The sequence below is a fragment of the uncultured Roseibium sp. genome (assembly GCF_963675095.2).
Taxonomy (GTDB): Bacteria; Pseudomonadota; Alphaproteobacteria; order Rhizobiales; family Stappiaceae; genus Roseibium.
In genome coordinates this window covers 208,468-231,275 of record NZ_CAXXSJ010000028.1, presented here as the reverse complement: position 1 = coordinate 231,275, position 22,808 = coordinate 208,468, and the positions used below count along the sequence as shown (strand labels likewise).

The following is a 22,808-nucleotide window of genomic DNA, read 5'->3' as shown; positions in this document are numbered from 1 at the left end:
AGTTTGTTAGTCAGAAAGGCGCGGGGGGGCAGGCGCACGGGCAGGCTGACGGGGGCCGTCAGTAGCGGAACATCTCCGTCAGGATGCGCTCGTCCCAGCCGTGCTCGCGGTCAAACATGATCAGACCTTCCACGCTGCCGTCCTCGTGAACGGACACCCTGGCCACATCCCGGATCTCCCTGTGATCGGCGGATGCGCTCACGGGGCGCTTTTCAGGCTCGAGGATGTCGATATCCACGCGGGCGTGATTGGGTAAAAGGGCGCCGCGCCAGCGTCTGGGCCGGAAGGCGCTGATCGGGGTCAGCGCCAGAAGCGGCGAGGAAATCGGCAGGATCGGCCCGTGGGCGGAGAGGTTATAGGCGGTGCTGCCGGCCGGGGTGGAGATGATGATGCCGTCGCAGATCAGCTCTTCCAGGCGCACGCGGCCATCGATGGATATGCGCAGCCGGGCGGCCTGGGAGGTCTGGCGGAGCAGGGACACTTCGTTTATCGCCTGGGCCGTGGCGCTCTTTCCCGACTGGTCGACCACTTCCATTGACAGCGGATGGATCGGGGTGGCGTCGGCCTCGGCGACCCTTTGGAGCAGGTCGTCCTCACGGTATTCGTTCATGAGAAAGCCGACCGAGCCGCGGTTCATGCCGTAGATCGGCTTGCCCGATCCCATGAACCGGTGCAGCGTCTGCAGCATCAGGCCGTCGCCGCCGAGCGCAATGATGACATCGGCGTCTTCGGCGCTGACTTCGCCATAGCGGGCCGCCAGAAGTCGTTGTGCCTCCTGCGCTTCCGGCGTGTCGCTGGCGACGAAATAAAGCTTTTCGACTTTTTTAGGCGCGTTGCCGGAGGCCTTTTCAGAAGGCGTCGCAATGGTCATCGTGAACTCGCAGGCGTTTCCCGATTGGCCCGGCCCCGTCCGGGCATCAGGCTCCTCACTTTCCCTTAATAGCAGGAAGTGATCGGCCGCCAAGGGCGATTCCGGCCGAAGGTGCCGGTTTTTGCCTTAAGGTATGCCCGTTGATTTTTCAGGAATAATAGTCCCAGACCGGTTTACGGGCCAGCGTGTCGTCATTGTGGCGCATGCGCAGGGACAGCAGATCGGACAGGCAATCCCGCAGGATCGGCTGCATCTCCGGGTCGTTCGACCGGTCCTTCAGCGCTCCTCCCGTGTCGGAAGGCTTGAGCAGGAGGGGCGGCAGTTCGGAGAAGTGGACGTATTGCCAGTCCGGCCCGCGCATGGCGAGCAGCGCCCGAGCGCGCCCGTCCGCCCCCTCGGGCAGGATCGTGTTGGCGGCCGAGACGTTGCGATAGTCGAATTCGAAGATCGCCGCCTTGCGCCAACGAGCCGGCGTCTGCGCATCGAGGAAGGGGCGAAGCGAGGCGCCGTCCGGAGCGTGTCCCGGTTCCACGCCGATCAGGTCGATGAGGGTCGGGAAGATATCGGCCGCCGAAGTAAAGGCCGTCACCCGGTTGGCCTTTGCCTTGCGCGGCGCGCGGATCATCAGCGGGATATGGTAGCTCTGCTCGAAGAACCCACCTTTTCCCAGCATCCAGTGGTCGCCCATCATCTCCGCGTGGTCGGAGGTGAAGATCACCAGTGTGTCTTCTTCCGCATCGGCGGCGCTCAGTCCGGATAGCAGCCGCCCGATCTGGGCATCCACTTCGGAAATCATACCGTAATAGAGCGCGCGGATCCGGCGGAAGTCGTCGCGGGTCAGGTCTTTTACCAGACCGTCCGCGCCGGGAATGTGGCTGGAGAGTTTTTGGCTGGCGAGGGCCGTTCTGACCAGCGGATGCAGGTTGGCTTCCTCGTCCGGGCTGGCGGCGCCGAGGAAGTCCGGGCCGTCCTCGGGATTGTACATCCGGTTATAGGGTTCCGGAACCGTGATCGGCGGATGCGGGCGCAGGTAGGAGATATGGGCAAACCACGGCTGCTCCGTGTCCTGCTCGCCGAGCCAGGACAGGAAGGCGTCGGTCAGGAACGCGGTCTGGGTTTCCTCCGCGCTGTAGGAAGGAGGTTCCCGGGAGATGCGCTGGCCGTCCTCTGGCGCGACATGATGGATCGTCGGGAAGGTCGCCGGATCATGGCCCCTGGAGGCAAGCCAGGAAAGCCAGGGCTTGTCGTCTTCCGGCAACATCTGGCGCACGGTAAAGCCCGGCAGCACGCCTTCATAGGTCGAAAGCGCCGGATCGCCCGGAGCGTGGACACGCGGATCGGGCGAGGTGTCAGTGTAGCCGAACAGCGTCGGGATGTAGCCCGCCCGGCGCGCGGCACGGGCGATGTTGTCGAAGCGGTTGTCCAGTGGTGCGCCGTTCCAGACGACCCGGTGGTTCATCTGGTAGAGGCCGGTATAGAGCGAGGCCCGGGCCGGCGAACACGGCGCGCAGGTGGCGTAGTGGCGCTCGAACACGGTTGCCTCATCGGCGAAGGCGTCCAGGTTCGGCGTCTTCACCACAGGGTGTCCAACGGTTCCAAGGCAATCGCCGCGCCACTGGTCCGCGGTGATCAGCAGGATGTTCGGCCGCGAACTCATTCCGTTTCCAGTTTTTCCATCAGGGCCGGAAGATCGGCAACCGTGTCGATCACGTAGTCGGCGCCGGCTTCCTTGAGTTTTTCGGTCGCGTGAACGCGCAGGGTATCGACTTCTTCACCCGACAAGGCTGCCAGCTCCTCCGGCGTCTTGCCGGCGAAATTGCCCGAAAGGGCCAGTCCTACGGTGAGGCAGCCGGCGGCAACGCCCTCGGCAATACCGGGTTCGGTATCGTCCACCTTGATGACAGCAGCGGGCGGATAGGCGACCAGATCGACGAAGCACTGGTACATGCCGAGCGGGCCCGGCCGTCCCTCGGGAAGGTCGTCGGCGCAGATCAGGTTGTCCGGCTCATAGCCCTGCTTTGCCGCGACCGGCAGGACGCGCTCCATGATGGAGCGGGTGTAGCCGGTCGTCGAGCCGATCCTGATGCCCTTTTCGCGCAGGTATTTGACCACATCGATCGCACCCGGCACCAGATCCGCATAGTCGGCGACGACCGCCTCGTTCATGGGAACGAAGACCTCGTAGACCTTGTCCACATCCGCATCGGTCGGCGCGTGGCCGTATTTCGCCTGCCATTGGGCTGCGATATCCGCATCGTCCATCATGGCGCGGATGTGGTTCCACTTCGGCGCGCCCATCGGCGCACGCGCCTGTTCTATGCTGGCAGTGATGCCGAATTTTTCAAACGCCTTCACGAAGACGCCCATGGGCGCGAAGGAGCCGAAGTCGATCATGGTGCCGGCCCAGTCGAACACGACGGCCTTGAACTTGGACATGTTTGTATTCCTTTGTTAAGCGGCGAGGCGGGCGCGTTCGATCAGGGCTTCAGCCGGCGGGGTGGCGCTTTCCACGCCCATTTCGGCAAGTACGTCGCGGGCGGCGGTGACCACCTCGCGCATGACATAACTGTCCATCTGGCCGATGCAGCCGACGCGGAAGCTTTCCACGACGGTGAGTTTGCCCGGATAGAGAATGAAGCCGCGCGCCTTCATCAGGTCGTAGAAGCGGGAGAATTGAAAAGCCGGATCGGCGGGGCAGAAGAAGGTGACGATGATCGGCGACAGCCATTGGGCGTCGAGCAGGGTTTCGAAGCCGAGTTCGCGCATGCCGGCGACCATGACATCGCGGTTCTCGGCATAACGCGCGCCGCGGCCGGCGACGCCGCCCTCTGCCTTGTGGGCGCGCAGCGCCTCCAGGAAGGCTGCGACCACATGGGTCGGCGGGGTGAAGCGCCACTGGCCGGTCTTTTCCATATGCGCCCATTGGGCATGGATGTCGAGGCTCAGGGAATGGCTGTTGCCTTTTGCCGCTTCCAGGGCGGATTTTTTCGCAAGGATGAAGCCGAAGCCCGGAACGCCTTCGATGCATTTGTTGGCCGAGGAGACGATGGCGTCGAACTGCAGCTTGCCCGGCTCCAGCGGCACGGCGCCGAAAGCGGACATGGAATCGATCAGCAGTGTGCGGCCCGCTGCGGCGACCGCGTCGGAAATTTCCTCGATGGGATTGAGAATGCCGGAGCTGGTCTCGCAATGGACCACCACCACGTGGGAAATCTCCGGGTCTTCGGCCAGAAGTTTTGCCACCTCGTCGCCGCGCGGCGGCAGGTAGTCGCCCTTGTCGAGAACGGCCACGGGACGGCCGAGATACTGCATGGTCTCCACGGCGCGCTTGCCATAGGCGCCGTTGCTCAGGATCAGGGTCTTTTTGTCCTTAGCGGTAAAGCTTGCCAGCATGGCTTCCACGGCAAAGGTGCCGCTGCCCTGCATGGGCACACAATCATAGGCCTCTTTGCCGTCGCCGAGCAGCTCGACCAGACCGGTGCGCATTTCGGCGGTCATGGCGCGGAAATCGCCGTCCCAGCTTCCCCAGTCGCGCAGCATGGCCTCCTTGGTTTCGATGGACGTGGTCAGCGGACCGGGGGTCAGGAGGTAGGGTTCACCGAGTTTGGGACGGGGCAGGGCCGGCTTTTCTGTTGTCATTGAAGTTCCAGGACAGTTGCAGGACAGTTCTTGGGGGGAGGCATTAAGAGTGCGGGCGTGAAAAATCGAATTCTTCGGCAAAATGGCAGGCGACGTGATGATCGGGAGCAATCTCACGCCATTCGGGAGCATCTGCCGAACAGCGTTCCCGGGCAAATGGGCAGCGGCTGTGGAACCGGCATCCGGACGGCGCGTTCAGCGGATTGGGGATCTCGCCTTCCAGCCTGATCGGATCGAATTCCACATCCGGATCGGCTTGCGGGATCGCGGACAGCAAAGCATGAGTATAGGGATGGCGCGGATGGAAGAACAAGCGTTCCGTCGGTGCGTATTCGACGAATTTTCCAACATACATCACCGCGACCCGGTGGCTCATCTGGGCGACCACGGAGAGATCATGGGCGATGAACAGGAAGGCGACGCCCATTTCTTCCTGAAGGTCTTTCAGGAGATTGACGATCTCCGCCTGGATGGAAACGTCGAGTGCCGAAACGCTCTCGTCGCAGACGACGAAATCCGGGCGGGAAACCAGAGCCCGGGCGATACAGATACGCTGGCGCTGGCCGCCGGAAAAGGCGTGCGGAAAGCGGCGCAGATGTTCCAGGTTCAGCTTGCAGCGTCCGGCGATGTCGCGCACGCGGGCGTCGATGGCGTCGCGGTCCTTCATCATGCCGGAGGCGATCAACGGCTCGGCGATGATGTCGCGCACGGTCATGCGCGGGTTGAGCGAGGAATAGGGATCCTGGAACACCAGGCTCATCTTCGAGCGGAACAGGCGCAGCCGGTCAGGCCCCATGGACGACAGTTTCACCGAGCCTTCGGAAAACACCATGTTCATGTGCTGGCGGAACTTGCGCAGCTCCTCGCCCTCGGCCTGGGCGAGATCCGTGTCCTGGCCGTCGGTGTGGAAGATGACCTCGCCGCCGGTCGGATCGATCGCCCGCAGGATGGCGCGGCCGACGGTGGTCTTGCCGGAGCCGCTCTCCCCGACAAGACCGACGGTCTCGCCGCGCTTGATGTTGAAGGAGACGTCGTCGACCGCACGCAACTGCCGGACCTCGGAGCTGAACAGCTTCTTCTTGCGGATCGGAAAGCGTACCTCGAGGTTCTTCACCTCGATCAGGACATCCTGGTTCATGCGGCCGACCTTCCTTCTTCGGTGTGCAACCAGCAGCGCACGGCGCGGGCAGGCGAGGGCGAAATTTCATCCGGAATGGTCCGGTCGCACAAGCCGGGAACGACCTCGCTGCAGCGGGTATGGAACGGGCAGCCGGATGGGCGCTCCGTCGGGCTCGGGATATCGCCCGGCACCGGGCTCAGCCGGTCGTGTAGCTTGTCGACGCTCGGGATCGCCTTGAGGAGGCCCTGGGTATAGGGGTGACGCGGCGAGCGGATCACGTCGCGGGTCGGGCCGCGTTCGACGATGGTGCCGAGATACATTACCGCGACCTCGTCGGCGATCTGGGCAATGACGCCGAGATCATGGGTGATGAAGATCATTGCCATGCCGAGATCGCGCTGCAGGTCGCGCATCAGCTCCAGAACCTGGGCCTGGATGGTGACATCGAGCGCGGTGGTCGGCTCGTCGGCGATCAGGAGCGCGGGGCCTGCGGAGAGAGCGAGTGCGATCATGGCGCGCTGGCGCATGCCGCCGGACAGCTCGTGGGGGTATTGATCGATCCGTTCCGGCGCGTTGGAGATGCCGACCTTGTCGAGCATTTCGATGGCCATTTCTCGGGCTTCCCGCTTGCCGACGCCCCGGTGCAAACGGATCGTCTCGATCATCTGGTTGCCGACGGTGTACACCGGGCTGAAGCTTGCCATCGGCTCCTGGAAGATCATGCCGATCTCGCCACCGCGCAACTTGCGCAAGGCGCGGGCGCCTGGCTTGACCTCGTCGATCTTGATCTCGCGGCCGTCCTTGGCGGTATAGCGGATGCGGGTTTCCGGCGAGAGCGTCGAGTTGCCCGGCAAGAGGCGCATCAGCGCCTTGGTGGAGATCGACTTGCCGGAGCCGCTTTCGCCGACGAGGCCGAGGGTCTTGCCTTTCTCGACCGAGAAGCTGACCCCCTGGACCGGGGTGATCAGGCCTTCGTCGGTGCGGAAGGAGATCGACAGGTTTTCGACTGTGAGCATGACCGTTTCCTAGCTGGCTTCGCTGTAGGGGTCGGCCGCATCGCGCAGGCCGTCGCCGATGACGGTGAAGGCAAGCACGGCGCCGACCACGAAGATGGCGGGAATGAACAGCCAGGGCGTCTGTTCGATCACCCGGACCGACTGGGCCTGCTGCAAGAGCACGCCCCAGGATACGGTCGGCGGGCGCAGGCCGAGGCCGACAAAGCTCAACGCCGTTTCCGACAGGATCATGTAGGGGAAGGAAATCACCAAATCGACGATGATGAAGCTGGTGAAGCTCGGCAGCATGTGCTGGCCGATGATCCGGCCCGGCCGGGCGCCGGCGAGCCTTGCGGCGACAACATAGTCCTCGCCGCGGATGGACAGCAGCTGGGAGCGGATACGCCGTGCCAGCGTCGGCCAGCCGAACAGGCCCAGGATCAGGGTCATGGCGAAATAGACCTGGGTCGTGGACCATTCCTTCGGCATGGCGGCCGCCAGACCCATGTAGAGTGGAATGATCGGAACGACGCGCACGACTTCGGTGACGCGCTGGATCACGTTGTCGGTCATGCCGCCGGCATAGCCGGCGATGCCGCCGATCAGCAGCGCCAGGACGAAGGAAATCAGCACGCCCATCACGCCGATGGAGAGGGACGTCCTTGTGGCGTACATGGTGCGGGAGAACACATCACGGCCGAGATCGTCTGTGCCCCACAGATGCAGTTTCGCCTTGTCATCGTCCAGACCGAACAGGTGCCGGTCGATGGGTAGGAAGCCGAGCAGATCGGTCGCCTCGCCCTTGGCGAAGAAGCGCACGTAGACGCGCTTGTCCGGATCGGGCACGGAGATCGCCCTGAGCGTCACCGGATCGCGTTTGGTCGAGACGCCGTGGATGAAGGGCTGGAGGGAACAGCCGTTCTGGTCGCAGAACATCGGCATCTGCGGCGCGCCATCGATGTATTTGGTGTCGCGGCTGGTCGGGCCGTAAGGGGCAACGAATTCGGCAAACAGGCCGAGCACGGCCATCAGGGCGAGAAAGCAGCCCGCGATGATCGCCGCCTTGTGCCGGCGGAAGCGCCACCAGATCAGCGTCCACTGCGAGGCCGAATAATATTTCAGCCGCTTCTGGCGTTCCTTTTCCTCGGCTGGGCTCAAGACGTCAGGGGTTGCGTCGACCATGGCTCAGGCTCCCAGCTTGATGCGCGGGTCCAGCCACGCGAGCAGAATGTCGGACACGAAGTTCATGAACACGATGATGAAGGTGAGTAGCAGCAGGATCGCGCCGGCCACGTACATGTCGAGGTCGAGATAGGCCCTGAGCAGCAGTTCGCCGAGTTCGGTAAGGCCGAGCACGGCAGCCACGATTGGCAGCTCGGAAAAGATCCGGTTCACGTCGAAGCCGATGGTGGAGACGATCGGGTTGATCGCGAGCCGGGCGGGGTATTTCAGGAGCAGCTTGGTTTCCGGCACGCCGCGGGCGCGCGCCGCGGTGACCGACAACCGGTTCAACTCGTCGGACATGGTCGCGCGCATGGTCTGGATCTGATAGGCGACCGCCGACCAGGCGAGCACCACGGCGGGCAGCCACAGATGCTTGATCAGGTCCCAGAATTTGCCCAGAGACCAGGGGGCATCGGCATAGCGCGATGAGAACAGGCCGCCGATATCGGCGCCGAACCAGCTGTTGGCGAAATAGAGCAGGATCAGCGCCAACAGGAAGTTCGGCAGCGCCAGGCCGAGATAGGAAAAGATCGTCAGGCTGTAGTCGACGGCGGAGCCGCGCCGGATGGCGGCATAGATGCCGACGGGAACGGATATCAGGTAGGTGAGGATCAGGGTCGTGAACAGGATGCCCAGAGTGAGCCACGCCTTGTCGCCGATCACCTTGACCACGGAGGTCTCGAAGGCGAAGGCCTGGCCGAAATCGCCGTGGAGCACGATGCCGCCGATCCAGTCGAAATAGCGCAGGACCATCGGTTTATCGAGGCCGAGATCGTGGCGGATCGCCTGGACGTCGGCGTCGGTCACGCTGATGCCAGTGCCGGAGAATTTCCGGAATGCGTAGCGGTCCGCGTAGTCGCCGGGCGGAATTTCCATGATGACGAACACCATGACCGACACCAGCGCCATGGTGACGATCATTCCGACCAGCCGTTCCAGGGTGAACCGAAGCATCCCGACCTCTCCTTCAAAAAGGCCGGGGCGGATTCGTCCGCCCCGGCCGGTTGCTCAAGCTGGACTTACTGTTCCATGAACCACTGCTGCGGGCGGTACGGATAGGTCCAGTAGAAGTCGTAGCTCTTGGCCTTGATCGGCTTCACGTTCTTCAGGTCGTTGCGGAACATGAAGGGGGCGACGATGTCGCCGACCGTGCCGATCTTCAGCAGGTTGTCGACGTGGATCTTGACGATCTCGGCACCCAGCTTGTTGCTTTCATCCGAGCCCATTTCGACCTGGAGGAACTTCTCCGACAGGTCCCAGAGCTGCTTGATGTCCGCCGACGGCTCGACGCCTTCCTTGCCGCCCGTTTCCTTCCAGGCCGCCCAGCCGAAACCGGTGCCCGGATTGAAGTAGTCGCCGAACGGCGGGATGAAGGCGGTCACGTCCTGGGAAATGGCCGGCCCGGAGGTGCCGTCGTATTTCCAGGTGGTGAGGTCGAGGTCGTTGTTGTTGCCGGCCGCACGATACTCGTCGGAGGTCACTTCCTTCAGGTCGACGCGGACACCGGCTGCGGACCAGTAGTCGCGCACCAGTTCCATCATCTTCACCGGAACGCCCTGGGTCGAATAGATCATGCGGATGACCAGCGGCTTGCCGTCCGGGCGCTCCAGGGTGCCGTCGCCGTCGCTGTCCTTCAGACCCATTTCGGCGAGCAGCGCCTTGGCGCCGTCGATGTCATAGGCGATGTTGGCGTTCATGACGTCGTCGGTGACGAAGGACACGGTCTTCGGTTCCGCCGGAACGCCCTGCATCGGCTTGCCCTGGCCGAGGTAGACGATCTCGTTGATCTCGTCGCGGTTCAGGGCGATCGACATGGCCTTTTCGAAACGGATGTCGTTGAAGATTTCGGCCAGGACCGGATCCTTGTGGGTCCGGTTGAAGGAGAAGAACACGTTTTCGCCGAAGGTCGGGGCAAAGCTGACGGTGTAGTTGCCCTTGGCTTCGTTTTCCTTCAGGAGCGGGAAGTCTTCCAGGAAGATCGCCTGCTGCTTCCAGACCACGTCGCCGTTCATGATCTTCAGGTTCTGGACTTCCTTGTCGCCGATGTAGATCTCGGAGATTTCCGGAATGTAGGGCAGCTGGTTGCCGGCCGTGTCCACCATGTGGAAGTAGGGGTTGGCGACGAGCTTGCGGCCTTCGGAGCTTTCCTCGACCACGATGTGGCTTTCCAGCGTCGGCACGACGGCGCGGCCGATCCTGGCGGCCTTATCGCCATCCTTCAGGAGCGGGGAGGGAACGTCCTTCCAGTCGGATCCGCCGTAGTAGAAGTCGACGGCGGCCTTGGCGCTTTCAAAACCGTATTCCTTGGCCACGTCCTCGGCCTTCGGATTGTACTTCGGCATGAACTGCGACAGGAAATGCTTCGGCTGGAACGGCTGGCCGTAATCGACGGCGAAGCGGTTCAGGATCCCCGGGGTCGGAACCGGGAAAGTGAAGGTGACGGTGGTCGGGTCGGTCGCTTCGACCTTGACCGGCTTGCCGGCGAACAGCCAGCGGCCCGGGGTCTTTTCGTAGACGTCCGGGTTCAGGATCATGTCGTTGTACCAGAAAGCGACGTCTTCGGCGGTGAACGGTTCGCCGTCGGACCACTTGTGGCCTTCACGCAGATTGATGGTCAGGACCGTGAAGTCGTCGTTCCAGGACCAGCCCTTGGCGACGTTCGGCACGACGGTCTGGAGATCGTCGGAATAGCGCACGAAGTTGACGTGGCGAACGGAGAGCAGGTCGGAGGTGCCGGATTCGGTGCCCTTGGAGATGCCCGTGATCACGCCGCCGTAGTGGCCGACCTTGTCATAAGGAGCAACGACCAGCGGTTCGGCCGGAAGGCGCTCTGCCAGTGCCGGCAGGTCCTTGTTGCCGAGGATCTTCTTGTTCAGATCGGCGATGGAGGGGTTTTCGGCAAAGGCGAGCTTGCAGGTGCCCTTTTCCTCGAATTCGGCCAGTTCGAACTGTTCCGGATAGTCGGAGGTCAGGCCCTTCATGTCGGCCACGGTGACTGCCGGGCAGGCGGCGAAGGCAGGTGCGCCGAGGACAGCAAGCGCTGCACCGGACAGGAGAATCGATTTGAACTTCATGACGGAGCTCCAAGAATGGAATGAAAGCGCCGCCTATAGAGGTATTTCCGATTACAGTTTTATGAATTTTTGAAAACTATAGCTTTTCATTATAAATTAACAAACGTCACAGAACCGTCAAATCTGCGATCGCACCGTATCGAGGAAGGCCTGGATGACGGCCACCTTGGCCATGTCCTTGTGCCAGACCACGAAATGGGGGGCGACCAGGGACGGGTCGTCGATATGGACCGGCACGAAGCCGTCCTGTTCGGTGACTTCGGCTTCCATACACACGCCGATGCCGACGCCGGAATGTATAAGGCTGGCGATCGAGCCCCATGAGCCAAGCGCCAGAAGCGTCTTCGGCCTGATGCCGGCAAGGGTTGCCGCGGCCTCGAAGATCTTGCGGGTTCCCGACGAACCTTCGCGCTGGATCAGCGGCAGGCCCTTGATGTCGGACCAGGAAACCGTGCCCTTTTCGATCAGCGGATGGCCCGGGGGAACGGCGAGCACGATCCGGGTGGTCACCAAGCGGAAGCCTTCCAGACCGGACGGAATTTCCTTTCCCGTGATAAAGCAGACATCGACCTTGCCGTCATCGAGCAGGCGCAGAAGGTCCTGGGTGGCAAGGGCGCGCGCCTCGATGGAGATATCCGGATATTTCGTCATGAAATCGGAAATCAGCGGGATCGCGAGCTGGAAGGTCGAATAGCCGATGCGAAGTTCTCCGGCGGCCAGTTTCTTCTGTTCGTCCAGATCGGCTTCCAGATCGGTGCAAAGGGCGAGGATCGCGCGGACGCGGGGCAGGAGGGCGGCCAGTGCCAGGGTCGGGCTGGTCGTATAGCCGGCCTTGGCAATCAGCCTGGTCTTGAACCGGCTCTCAAGCGCCTGAACGTGGTTGGAAATCGACGGCTGAGAGACGCCCAGTTCCTTGGCCGCGGCCGAAAAACTGCCCGTCCGTGCCACGGCCTCCAGCGCCCGCAACTGGCTCAGACTCAGCTTGCTGATCGGTTTTTTCGCCATGTTCCCCTGAACGTGCCGTTCTCCAGTGTCGGGCATTCATAGCTTCCGGGGTGTTGGAAGAACAGGGGATTCGCCTCAGCCTTCTCTTGCGATCTGCCAGCCGCCCCAGGACTGGCTGACCGGCATGATTTCGATGGAATTGAAGTTGAGATGGGGCGGCTGGGTCGCGACCGAGTAGATCGTGTTGGCGATGTCTTCCGGCTGAATGGGACTGGCGCCCTTGTAGAGGGCGTCATAGGCTTCCTGGTTGCCGCCGGTCCGGACGAGGGTGAATTCGCTCTCGCACAGGCCGGGCTCGATGGAGGTGACCCGGACGCCTTTGCCGTGAAGATCAGAGCGGAGACCCAGCGAAAACTGCCTGAGGAAGGCCTTGGTTCCGCCGTAGACATTGCCGCCGGGATAGGGCCAGGTCGCGGCGATCGAGGACAGGTTGATGATCATGCCTTTCCGCTTGATCAACGTTGGCAACAGCGCGTCGGTGATCGAGACCAGTCCGGTGACATTGGTGTCGATCATGGTTTTCCAGTCGGACAGTTTCGTCGCCGGCGCGGACGCTGTGCCGAGCGCAAGGCCAGCATTGTTCACCAGAACGTCGATGTCGCGAAAACCTTCGGGAAGGTCCGCAAGCGCGGAGGCCATTGCGGCTTCGTCGGTAATGTCGAAAACGGATCCGTGGAAGACATCGCCCAGTTCGTCCTTCAAGGCCTGGAGCCGTTCCGCCCGGCGGCCGGTGCCGATCACTTTCCAGCCGTTTTTGGCAAAAAGTCGTGCGGTTGCCTGTCCGAACCCGGCGGTGGTGCCGGTAATGAGGATGGTGCCGGTCATGCGGACACGCCTTTTCTGTTCCTGAACGTCGAGATTGGGCAAAGCATATGAATCCCGTCCGGGCGGACAATCCCATACACGGCGGTTTCGGGTTCTGGCCCCTATGAATTTGACGCCTGGCTCTACGATGGAGGCGCACGGTCGTGATTCTTGAAGGGACATTCTTCAGAGCCCAGAGGATCTCAGGCCGATGACCCAGATGCCGATCAACATGGACCACCACTGGCTCCCCTTCACGAACAACCGGCTGTTCCACCAGGAGCCGCAGATGTTCCAGAAGGCCAAGGGCATGCGCTACTGGACGCCGGACGGACAGGAGATCGTGGACGGCGCCTCGGGCCTGTTCACCTGCGCGGCCGGGCATGGACGGCAGGAAATCGCCGAAGCGGTCTACGCGCAGCTCCAGGAACTGGACTATTCGCCCCATTTCCAGCGCGCCGCACCGATCTCGTTCAAGCTTGCCGAGACGCTGAGCGGGATGCTGCCCGACGGGATCGATCGGGTCTTCTTCGGCTCGTCCGGATCTGAAGCCGTCGATTCCGCCATCAAGATCTGCATGGCCTACCATCGGGCCAGGGGCGAGCCGCAGCGGACCAAGTTCGTCTCCCGCGCCTGGGGCTATCACGGCGTCAACCTGGGCGGCACGTCGCTCGCCGGCATGGTCGGCAACCGGCGGGAATTCGCGGGCGTCACCTGCGACGTGGTTCACATGCGCCACACCTGGAACGAGGAGCAGCGGTTCACCAGGGGGCAGCCGGAAGACGGTGCGCATCTGGCCGACGACCTGGAACAGCTCTGCAGTGTCTATGGGGCTGAGACCATTGCTGCGGTCTTCGTCGAGCCGATCGCCGGATCAATCGGAACCATCGTGCCGCCGGTCGGCTACCTGAAGCGCCTGCGCGAGATCGCCGACAAATACGGCATCCTGCTCGTGTTCGACGAGGTCATCACCGGCTTCGGACGCACGGGGGCGGCCTTCGCCTCCCAGGAATTCGGCGTGACGCCGGACGTCATGACCATGGCCAAGGCGCTGACCAACGGCGCCATCCCGATGAGTGCCGTCGCGGTCAAAACCGAAATCCAGGAAACGGTCATCAACTCGATCAAGGCCGACCGGCCGGAACTGATGCACGGCTATACCTATTCCGCCCATCCGGTCGCCTGTGCGGCGGCCCTCGCCACCCTGCAGATCTACAAGGACGACGATCTGTTTGCCCGCGGCAAGGCCTTCTCGCCGAAATTCCTCGACGCCGTCTTCAGCCTGCGCAACCTGCCGCAGGTCTACGATCTGCGTGGTTACGGCATGATTTCCGGCATCCAGTTGGTGCCCGGAAAGGTGCCGGGAGAAAAGGGCTCGATCGTCCAGCGGCTCCTGTTCAAGGAAGGCCTGCATCTCAAGGCAACCGGTGATGCCCTGATCTTCGCGCCGGCTCTGGTGTGCGAGGAAGACGATCTCAGTCGGATGATTGAAATCCTGCAGAAGGTGCTCGGGCGGTCGGATCTCTGACGAGGGTCAGGGCGAAGGTGTGAGGCGCTCGACGATCCGGCCGAGGCGCTCCAGTCCCGGCGCGATCTTTTCCAGCGGAATGGCCGCGAAGCCGAGCCGGAGCCGGTTCTTCGGAGCCTCGGCGCCGAGATAATGGACGTCGCCGGCTTCCACGAGAATGCCTTCCTGTGCTGCCTGATCCTGCACCGTCTCCGCTGTCACAGTGGCGGGCAATTGCAACCAGACGGCCGACCCGCCGGTGGTCATGGTGACATGACAGGTCGGCAGATGCTTGTCGATGCCGCGCAGGATCGCGTTCCACTTGGCAGACAGCGCCTTGCGCTGGCGGCGGATGTGGGAATCGTAGTGCCCCTCCGCCAGGAACAGGGCCATGGCCCGCTGGTCCAGCGCTGACGGGTGACGGAACATCAGCCGGCGCAGGGCTCTGAGTTCCGCGATGATGGCGGCATCGGCGGAAACGAAACCCAGGCGCAGACCGGGGAATAGCGGCTTCGACAGGCTGGCGACATGGATGACGCGGCCGGTGCGGTCGAACCCGCGCAACGAGGGTTTCTGTGCGCCGATGAAGTTGAGCTCGTGTTCGTAGTCGTCCTCGACGATCGCGAAATCATGGGTTTCGGCCGCCGCCAACAGCGAGAGCCTGCGCTCCATCGACATGGTGACATTGGTGGGCGACTGGTGGCCCGGTGTCACGTAGACCAGCTCGGCGCCTGCCAGCGCCTCTGAGATCCTCATACCGTTGGAATCGACCCGGTGCGTCTTCAGATCCGCACCGAAAGACAGGAAGATGTTGCGCGCATCGACATAGCCCGGATCTTCCATATCCACACGGCCGCCCGGTTTGCAGAACAGGCTGGCGATCATGAACAGCGCGTTCTGGGCACCGATGGTCACCAGGATCTGGTCCGGATCCGCCCGGAAGCCGCGCTGGGGCAGGCTGCGCCGGATGATCTGGTCGACCAGCATGGGATCGTCCTTGTCGACCAGGTCGCCGATCCAGGTGGGGGCATGCTGGGCCGTTCCGGCCAGGCGGACACAGTCGCGCCAGCGGGCGACGGAGGTCTTGTCGGCAGAAAGCTGGCCGTAGATGAAGGGGAACTCGAACGACTGCCAGTTCGCGGGCTTGCGGATATTGGCCTGTTCGGAGAATCGATAGGTCAGCCGCTTGTCGAGATCGAACGGGCGCCTGGCGGAGGGGAGAATGTCCCGGGCCCGGTCGTCGATGCGGATGTTGAGCTGCTCGCGGATATGGGTCTCATTGATGAAATAGCCGCGCCGGTTCACGGATTTCAGATAGCCGTCTTCGGCCAGCCGTTCATAGACGAGCGCGACCGTATTCCGGGAGACACGGATCGATTTGGCGAAGACGCGGGTGGCGGGCAGGGGGTCGTGCAGCGGCCAGATGCCGGCGAGGATCGCCTCGATCAGCCGTTCCTGGATCTGGTGTTGCAGCCGCCGGTTCGGATCGAACGGCTTTTCGAAATATCTTTCCAGCATGCGCCCGGTTTGCTCGCGTGCGCCGCAGCGTCGTTTGCCCGGCAAACCATAACATCCCCTAATTTCAAGGAAGGCAAGCCGGTTTGACGCCTCTGGCTCCATAGATTTCACGCCCTGGCTCTAAAGGCCGATTTTGCAGCGCAATAGTCTGTTTCGGCAGCGAAGCCGTTGAAGCGGGCAAAAGAGATCCGCGCCGGCCCAGACCGGGACGTTTCGCACCGAGTTCCAGTTCCGGCCCGGGTCTCCGGGCATAATGAGGGGAATGATATGACTATTTATTCCAAAGGGTTGGTGACCAGCCGACGTAATTTTCTGAAGTCGACCGCCGTTGCCGGCGCCGGCCTTGCCATGCCGGCGATCGTAAGCAACAGTGTTCTGGCCTCGTCTGGCGAGATCAACATCATGATGTGGTCCGACTACCTGCCGGAGAGCTTCGTCAACGGCTTCATGGACAAGACCGGCATCAAGATCAACTTCACCGGTATCGGCTCCAACGAGGAAATCATCAACAAGCTGAAGGCCACCAACGGCGAAGGCTTCGACCTCGTTTCGCCGACGGTGAACCGCAACCTGCTGTGGGCCGAACTCGGCCTGCTGCAGCCGTTCGACATGGCCAAGGTGCCGCTCGACAAGGTCAACCCGGCCATGGCGCTGGGCGAGACCCACTGGAATTTCGGCGACAAGGGCTGCCATTGGCTGCCGCATATCTGGGGTACGGAAGGCATTGCCTGGCGCACCGACGCCTTTACCCCGGCCGGCGAATTCCCGAGCTATTACGACGTCTGGGACGACGCCAATGCCGGCAAGACCATGGGCCGCGGCCATTCCATGCTGCTAGGCCTCGGTCTCGGCCTCGAAGGCCGCGGCGAGATGGCTCCGGGCTCCATGTGGGAAGCCTACAAGACCCCTGAAAAGATGGACGAAGTCTGGTCCAAGCTGGTCGAGGTCGCCATTTCCAAGAAGCCGAACATCAAGCTGATCTGGAACGACGCCGATACCCAGAAGAACGGCCTTCTCAACGAAGGCGTCATCGTTGGTCAGACCTGGGACGGTCCTCCGATCGCCCTGAAGACCGCCGGCGAGCCCGTCATGTACCGTGCGCCGAAGGAAGGCGCGATGGCCTGGGTCGACGGCATGGCCATGCCGACCGGCGCCAAGAACATCGACCAGATCTACGCCTTCATCGAGACCGCCTACGACGCCAAGCTGGCGGGCGAGGCGATCAAGACCCACGGCTACAACTCCCCGGTCATCGGTGCTGCCGAATTCGGCGGCGAGGTCTATGCGAAGAACTTCGCCGATGCCTATCCGGGCGACGCGCTGGGCAATCTCAACGCCTGGCCGGCCGAAGCGCCGTGGTATTCGGAAAAGCGCACCGAATACACCAACAAGTTCCTGTCGGCCTGATTTCAGCCGATCCCGAACAGCGAACCGGGCGGCCTGTCCGTCCGGCTCACACCTGTGCTTTTTCAAGATTTTCCTGAAACCTGACGGATGGGAACTCGATGACGACGAAAGATATCGTTCTGGACCACGTCACGATCCGGTTCGGCCCCTTTACGGCCGTGGACAACGCCCACCTGACCATCAAGGGCGGCGAGTTCTTTTCCTTTCTGGGACCTTCCGGCTGCGGCAAGACAACCCTGCTGCGCTGTGTCTCCGGATTTAGCGAACCCTCCGAAGGCCGCGTGCTCATCGGCGGCAACAACATGAAGGGTGTCGGGCCAAACAAGCGGCCGACGGCCCTGATCTTCCAGAACCTGGCCCTGTTCCCGCTGATGTCGGTCGCCGACAACATCGCTTTCCCTTTGGAAGTGCGCGGTGTCGGCAAGAAGGACCGCCGCAAGCGGGCCGACGAGCTGCTGGACATGATCGCTCTGCCGGGTGTGGGCGACAAGAAGGTCCACGAGCTTTCCGGCGGTCAACGCCAGCGCGTCGCCATTGCCCGCGCGCTCGCGGTAGAGCCGGATATCCTGCTCCTGGACGAACCGCTGTCCGCGCTCGATCTGAAGCTGCGCCACCATATGCGCTCCGAACTCCGCGCCATCCAGCAGCGGGTCGGGCTGACCTTCATCTACATCACCCACGACCAGGGCGAGGCGCTGACCATGTCCGACCGGATCGCGGTGATGAATTCCGGGATCATCGAGCAGATCGGCGATCCGGAGACGATCTACAACAAGCCGAAGACCGCCTTTGTCGCGTCCTTCGTCGGTGAAACCAACGCGATCGAGGGCAAGGTCACCGCCCAGGACGCGGGCATGGTGTCGGTCGAGACACCGGTCGGCAGGCTGACGGGATCCGCCGCTGGCGGGCGCAATTACAAGCCGGGCGACGCCTGCATCCTGTTCATCCGCCCGGAACAGCTCGTCCCGGGTGCCTCAAGCGACGGCGGGAACACGATTGCCACCGAAAGGGTCAAGGAGGAGTTCGAGGGCAATTCGCGCCATCTATTCCTCAAGGCGAACGGATTGGATCTGCGCCTGAGCCGGGTCAACACCGGCGTGAAGCCCGACAGCGAGACAGGTGGGGCGGTTGACGTTTCCTTCGCAGCGGACAAGGCCATCGTCCTGCCCGCAAGCGCCCTGGCCGGAGCGTAAGCCATGGGAGCGTTGCGGCGGACATTCAACGGATTTGCAAGCAAGCACGGACTGGGCGTGGCCTGTTTTATCGGCGTGGCCGTACTCTTCTGGATGATCTTCCTGATCGCCCTGCCGCAGATCTCGATGCTCGACTATTCCTTCCGCTACAATCTGCCGGCCGCGGAAGTCGGCGGTCCCAACGACGTCTATACCTTCGCCAATTACGGCTATTTCTTTCAAGGCAACGACGGCACGTTCAACGGGCTCGATATCGGCATCCTGGTCAAGACCATGGTGGCGGCGGTGTTCGTCACGATCATCGACATCCTGATCTGTTATCCGATCGCCTTCATCCTGGCTCATTCGGCGACCGGGGTCTCGGCGCGGCTGATGGTGATCGGTCTGATCGTTCCCTTCTGGGTCAATGAGATCCTGAGGGCGTTTGCGTTCCGTGTCCTGTTCGGCGCTACCGGGCTGATCAACGGGATCGGGCTGTCGACCGGGCTCTGGGATCAGCCGATCGATTTCATCCGGGCAGACGTGGCGCTCTATTCCGGCCTGACCTACGCCTACATTCTTCTGATGATCTTCCCGATCTTCAATGCGGTCGAGGCGCTGGACCGGAACCAGATCGAGGCCGCGCGCGACATGGGTGCGAGCTGGTGGCGGGTTCACTGGCGGGTGGTGCTTCCGGTCGCCAAGCCGGGGATCGCCTCCGGGGCGACCATGGTGTTCATGCTGACTGCCGGAGCGCTGGCTGCTCCACAGATCCTCGGCGGGCCGTCCAATCTCTGGTTCACCCAGCTGATCTACCAGTGGTTCAACCAGTCGGCCAACTGGCAGCGCGGCTCGGCCTATGCGGTTATCCTCCTGATCGTCTGCATCGCCTTCGTCCTGATGATGATGCGGGTGTTCAAGGTCTCCATCGGGGAGATCGGCCGATGAACAGGGAAACCGGCGGCGGCCCTCTGGCTGTGGGCTACGCCCTGCTTTTCTTCGCCTTTCTGTTCGGGCCGCTGATCATCATGGTGATCACGGCGTTCAACTCGTCCAGCTTTCCGCGGATCACGCCCTGGGAATGTTTCACCGCCGACTGGTTCGGTGTCCTGATCGGCAACGACCGGCTGATGAGCGGACTGGCCAACAGTCTGGTCATCGGCATCGGTGTCGTCGCGATCGCCGTGCCGATCGGGCTTGCCGGCGCGCTGGCGCTGTCCGAACTCAATCCGAAGCTCCGCGCCGCGCTCTATACGGTGCTGATCACGCCGATCCTGGTGCCCGGCGTGGTTCTGGGGATTTCGACCATCGTCTTCTGGGGCGCGCTGGGCCGCAGCGTCGGTGCGGGCTACGAGTCGGTCTTCTTTGATGGCATGTTCCTGACCATGGCCGGTCAGGTCACCTTTATTTCCGCCTATGCCATGCTGGTGTTTCTGGCTCGTCTGCAGCGGTTCGATCCGACGCTGACCGAGGCCGCCCTCGATCTGGGCGCAACGCCGGGACAGGCTTTCCGCCGCATCCTTCTGCCGTTCCTGAAACCGGCGATCGGCTCGGCCGCCTTCCTGACGTTCCTGGCCTCGTTTGAAAACTACAACACCACGGTCTTCACGATCCTGTCCGGCAACACCTTCACGACTGCGCTGGCGTCAAAGGTCCGGCTTGGAACCGATCCGTCGCTGTCAGCCCTTGCTGTTATCATCATCGGGCTCACGCTAATCGGCGCGATCGTTCATGAAGCCTATACCCGCAGGAAAGAAGCCGAGCGTTCGGGGGAGGCGGCACGGTCGCGCATCTACGGCAATCCTGTGCTCAAGATGATGGTGCATCCGCTGAGCGTGCTGGCCCTTCTTGTGGCGGTCGCGGGTATTCTGATCTATCAGGGCAGTCGGTACGATTCTTCCGTTTGCCAGCAGCAGATCCTCGACGAAAAACGCGCCATACAGGAAAAGCTTCTGGAAGAGCAGCGCAAGCGGATACAGCAGCAGAAGCAGCTGGCCCCGGCGCCCGTCTCACCAGGAAGCGGCAGCGCCAGCCCGTCTCCGTTTGGCGGGGCGTTCAAGCCGAATACGCTCGCTCCCAAGGCGACCCCGTCCGATGCCAAGAAGGACAATCCATCACCCTTTGGCGGAGCCTTCAATCCGAACGCCCTGAAGCCGCAATAGGCTCTTACGCGTCGTCTTCCAGGCGGGAGATCAGGGTGCGCAGGACGCGCTTGAGCGTGACCATTTCCTCCGGCGTGTAGGAGGCGGTGACCCGGGCTTCGTGGGCCTTTGCCGCGCCGAGCAGGTCGTCGACCATGGCCCGGCCTTCTGCGGTGATAAAGACGAACGCCTTGCGCCGGTCCTTCTCGTCTTGGCGGCGTTCGACCAGTCCGGCTTCCTCCAGCCGATCGATGATCTTGGTGGTCGTCGGCTGATTGTAAAGACCGATCCGGGCGAGTTCCCCAACCGTCATGCCGTCGCCGTCCGACAGGGTCGCGAGCAAACGCCAGGTGGAGACACTGATTCCTCGCGCGCGCAGATGATCGTGGAACTGGCCGCTGATCAGATGGCTGGCATGGGCCAGCAGATAGGGCAGATAGTCGGCAATGAACAAGGCGTCGCTTGTTGCGGCGTCTTTTCCAATCGATTTCGAACCGGTCTTCGGCATGGCTCAGGCCGTGTCCGGATGGGGACGGGCAACGCCGTAGCGTCCGTCCAGATAAAGCAGGGGCTCGCCCTCGTTCAGGTCGAAATTTTCCACCTCGCCGACGAAGATGATGTGATCGCCGCCCTCGTAACAGAATGCGGTCTTGCAATGGAAGGTCGCGATGCAGCCGGGGATGACCGGAGCACCTTTATTGCCGCTTTCCCAGGCGACTTCGGAAAACTTGTCGCCGGGGCGGGCAAAGCTGTTGGACAGGGGGATCTGATCCGAGCCGAGCACATTGATGGTGAAATGGCCGGCATCTTCGAAATCGGCCCGGCTGGGGGAATTCCTGCCGATGGACCACAACACCATGGGGGGATCCAGCGAGACGGAATTGAAGGAATTGATCGTTAGCCCGACCGGCGATCCGTCCTCCTTGCAGGTGGTCGCGATGGCGATGCCGGTCGTGAAGCGGCCAAGGGCCTGGCGGAATTTTTTCTGATCGATCATCACCGTCATGAGGCGTTCCCTCGTTGTGTTGTCCAGCCGTTTCGATCGGCCGCTGTCGAAATTAGTTTAAGCATAAATATATTCCAATTGATATAATTTCAAATGCTTGCTACACATTGAATGTGGAGGAGACAGGACTATGACGCCATGGCTCCGCTTCCTCCAGGGTCAACAGGGAAACCGTAGACACCCATCGTGAGATGGGAGAAGGCAGGGAGGAACGATGCTTTCGGATCGTATTGAAGGCAAGTGGATAGACACCTTCACCAAGGCGCTTGAATTCTGCAAGGTCGCCGAAGGCGAGGAGGTGGCGATCCTCTCAGAAACCCAATCCCCGTGATCTCAACGTTCATCTGACCGAACTGGCGCTGTTGCGCCTCGGGGGCGCGTCCGTTCCATGTGGTTCTGCCGACCCCGCCGCAGCGCAGCCCGGTTCCGGCCCGGTCCACCGGGTGCCAGCGACAGCGTGCGTGGCCTGGGTCCGGTGATCAAGGCGCTCAAGTCGAGCTCCATGGTCGTCGATCTGACCGTGGAAGGCATGCTGCATGCGCCGGAACTGCCGGAAATCATCTCCGACGGCGCGCGCCTGTTCATGATCAGCAACGAGCATCCGGACGCGCTGGAACGCCTCCTGCCGGACCCGGCGCTGACGCCGAAGGTCAAGGCCGCGGTCAAGATGCTGCGCGCGGCGGAGTACATGACAGTCCTGTCCAAGGCCGGGACCGACCTCAAGGTCGATCTGCGCGATGCGCCGACCGCCGGTGTCTGGGGCTATTGCGACCGGCCGGGCACCGTCGCCCACTGGCCGGTGGCGTGGTGGTCAGCTTCCCCGGAGCGGGTACGGTCAACGGCACGCTGGTGCTGGATGCCGGCGACGTCAATCTCACCTTCAAGCGCTACCTGCAGGATCCGGTCAAGCTGACCCTTGAAAACGACTTCGTGGTCGATATCGAAGGCCGGGGCACCGATGCGGAGCTGCTGCGCCGCTATTTTGCCGCCTGGGGCGACAAGAACGCCTATGCCACCTCGCACGTCGGCTGGGGCATGAACCCGGGTGCGCGCTACGAGGCGCTGACCATGTACGATCAGCGCGAGACCAACGGCACGGAAGTGCGCGCCTATGCGGGCAATTTCCTCTATTCCACCGGCGCCAACGAATTCGCCAAGCGCTACACGCTCGGTCATTTCGATCTGCCGGTCGGCCAATTGCCGACATCGCCCTCGACGGCAAGCTGGTGATCGAAGACGGCAACCTGCTCGGAGAGTTGGCGTGAGCGCGGCCTCCTTTTCCCATTGCCCTGGGAAGAAGCGGGAACCGGCGATCCGGTGATCTT

21 protein-coding genes are annotated in these 22,808 nt (G+C 62.5%); 7 read left to right on the top strand and 14 right to left on the bottom strand.

What is annotated here, in order from left to right; all coding sequences use genetic code 11:
• Positions 1-58 precede the first annotated feature (58 nt).
• From ABIN98_RS10765 to ABIN98_RS10715, 11 genes are all read right to left on the bottom strand, one after another.
• The gene (locus ABIN98_RS10765) at positions 59-871 is read right to left on the bottom strand and encodes an NAD kinase (protein WP_346909837.1); all 813 of its coding nucleotides are present in this window, start codon (positions 869-871) and stop codon (positions 59-61) included.
• A 148-nt stretch (positions 872-1,019) separates the two neighbouring features.
• Positions 1,020-2,528, bottom strand: a complete 1,509-nt coding sequence (locus ABIN98_RS10760; protein ID WP_346909836.1) for a sulfatase-like hydrolase/transferase — start codon at positions 2,526-2,528, stop codon at positions 1,020-1,022.
• Positions 2,525-3,307, bottom strand: a complete 783-nt coding sequence (gene phnX / locus ABIN98_RS10755; RefSeq protein ID WP_346909834.1) for a phosphonoacetaldehyde hydrolase — start codon at positions 3,305-3,307, stop codon at positions 2,525-2,527. Before phnX ends, ABIN98_RS10760 begins: the two co-directional genes overlap by 4 nt.
• Before the next feature lie 15 nt (positions 3,308-3,322).
• Positions 3,323-4,510 (bottom strand): 2-aminoethylphosphonate--pyruvate transaminase, encoded by a 1,188-nt coding sequence (locus tag ABIN98_RS10750; protein WP_346909833.1) that lies wholly within the window; start codon positions 4,508-4,510, stop codon positions 3,323-3,325.
• A gap of 43 nt (positions 4,511-4,553) precedes the next feature.
• Entirely contained in the window at positions 4,554-5,648 is a 1,095-nt protein-coding gene (locus ABIN98_RS10745) for an ABC transporter ATP-binding protein (RefSeq protein WP_346909831.1), read from the bottom strand.
• Positions 5,645-6,646: an ABC transporter ATP-binding protein gene (locus tag ABIN98_RS10740; protein ID WP_346909829.1), complete on the bottom strand. Its 1,002-nt coding sequence runs from the start codon at positions 6,644-6,646 to the stop codon at positions 5,645-5,647. The genes ABIN98_RS10745 and ABIN98_RS10740 overlap by 4 nt, the downstream gene beginning before the upstream one ends.
• Positions 6,647-6,655: 9 nt before the next feature.
• Positions 6,656-7,807, bottom strand: coding sequence for an ABC transporter permease (locus tag ABIN98_RS10735; protein WP_346909827.1), 1,152 nt, complete (start codon positions 7,805-7,807; stop codon positions 6,656-6,658).
• Between the two features lie 3 nt (positions 7,808-7,810).
• Positions 7,811-8,803, bottom strand: a complete 993-nt coding sequence (locus tag ABIN98_RS10730) for an ABC transporter permease (protein ID WP_346909825.1) — start codon at positions 8,801-8,803, stop codon at positions 7,811-7,813.
• A gap of 65 nt (positions 8,804-8,868) precedes the next feature.
• Positions 8,869-10,923, bottom strand: coding sequence for an ABC transporter substrate-binding protein (locus ABIN98_RS10725; protein WP_346909823.1), 2,055 nt, complete (start codon positions 10,921-10,923; stop codon positions 8,869-8,871).
• 117 nt (positions 10,924-11,040) lie between these two features.
• A complete protein-coding gene (locus ABIN98_RS10720) occupies positions 11,041-11,964 on the bottom strand; it encodes a LysR family transcriptional regulator (protein ID WP_346909821.1) in 924 nt (307 codons plus the stop codon).
• Positions 11,965-12,003: 39 nt separating this feature from the next.
• Positions 12,004-12,753, bottom strand: coding sequence for an SDR family NAD(P)-dependent oxidoreductase (locus tag ABIN98_RS10715; RefSeq protein WP_346909819.1), 750 nt, complete (start codon positions 12,751-12,753; stop codon positions 12,004-12,006).
• A 190-nt stretch (positions 12,754-12,943) separates the two neighbouring features.
• Between ABIN98_RS10715 and ABIN98_RS10710 the strand changes: the two genes are divergently transcribed.
• The gene (locus ABIN98_RS10710) at positions 12,944-14,260 is read left to right on the top strand and encodes an aminotransferase class III-fold pyridoxal phosphate-dependent enzyme (RefSeq protein ID WP_346909817.1); all 1,317 of its coding nucleotides are present in this window, start codon (positions 12,944-12,946) and stop codon (positions 14,258-14,260) included.
• Positions 14,261-14,266: 6 nt separating this feature from the next.
• Here the strand turns inward: ABIN98_RS10710 and ABIN98_RS10705 are convergent, their stop codons facing one another.
• Positions 14,267-15,757, bottom strand: a complete 1,491-nt coding sequence (locus ABIN98_RS10705) for a PLP-dependent aminotransferase family protein (protein ID WP_346909815.1) — start codon at positions 15,755-15,757, stop codon at positions 14,267-14,269.
• A gap of 267 nt (positions 15,758-16,024) precedes the next feature.
• Here ABIN98_RS10705 and ABIN98_RS10700 point away from each other — a divergent pair, with 267 nt between their 5' ends.
• The 4 genes from ABIN98_RS10700 (at position 16,025) to ABIN98_RS10685 (ending at position 20,498) form a co-directional block, all read left to right on the top strand.
• On the top strand, positions 16,025-17,164 hold the full coding sequence (locus ABIN98_RS10700) for a substrate-binding domain-containing protein (RefSeq protein WP_346909814.1): 1,140 nt from the start codon (positions 16,025-16,027) through the stop codon (positions 17,162-17,164).
• Between the two features lie 98 nt (positions 17,165-17,262).
• Positions 17,263-18,357 carry an ABC transporter ATP-binding protein gene (locus ABIN98_RS10695; protein WP_346909812.1) on the top strand — a complete coding sequence of 365 codons (1,095 nt, stop codon included), beginning with the start codon at positions 17,263-17,265 and terminating at the stop codon, positions 18,355-18,357.
• 3 nt (positions 18,358-18,360) lie between these two features.
• Positions 18,361-19,284, top strand: coding sequence for an ABC transporter permease (locus ABIN98_RS10690; RefSeq protein WP_346909810.1), 924 nt, complete (start codon positions 18,361-18,363; stop codon positions 19,282-19,284).
• On the top strand, positions 19,281-20,498 hold the full coding sequence (locus ABIN98_RS10685) for an ABC transporter permease (RefSeq protein WP_346909808.1): 1,218 nt from the start codon (positions 19,281-19,283) through the stop codon (positions 20,496-20,498). Before ABIN98_RS10690 ends, ABIN98_RS10685 begins: the two co-directional genes overlap by 4 nt.
• A 4-nt stretch (positions 20,499-20,502) precedes the next feature.
• Here the strand turns inward: ABIN98_RS10685 and ABIN98_RS10680 are convergent, their stop codons facing one another.
• Together ABIN98_RS10680 and ABIN98_RS10675 are read right to left on the bottom strand one after the other, a co-directional pair.
• Positions 20,503-20,985, bottom strand: a complete 483-nt coding sequence (locus ABIN98_RS10680) for a MarR family transcriptional regulator (protein ID WP_346909807.1) — start codon at positions 20,983-20,985, stop codon at positions 20,503-20,505.
• A gap of 3 nt (positions 20,986-20,988) precedes the next feature.
• Positions 20,989-21,483, bottom strand: coding sequence for a flavin reductase family protein (locus tag ABIN98_RS10675; protein WP_346909805.1), 495 nt, complete (start codon positions 21,481-21,483; stop codon positions 20,989-20,991).
• Positions 21,484-21,871: 388 nt separating this feature from the next.
• On the opposite strand from ABIN98_RS10675, the gene ABIN98_RS10670 reads away from it, so the two are divergent.
• Together ABIN98_RS10670 and ABIN98_RS10665 are read left to right on the top strand one after the other, a co-directional pair.
• Positions 21,872-22,396 carry a hypothetical protein gene (locus tag ABIN98_RS10670; protein WP_346909803.1) on the top strand — a complete coding sequence of 175 codons (525 nt, stop codon included), beginning with the start codon at positions 21,872-21,874 and terminating at the stop codon, positions 22,394-22,396.
• Entirely contained in the window at positions 22,333-22,713 is a 381-nt protein-coding gene (locus ABIN98_RS10665) for a hypothetical protein (protein WP_346909801.1), read from the top strand. The genes ABIN98_RS10670 and ABIN98_RS10665 overlap by 64 nt, the downstream gene beginning before the upstream one ends.
• Positions 22,714-22,808: the final 95 nt, after the last annotated feature.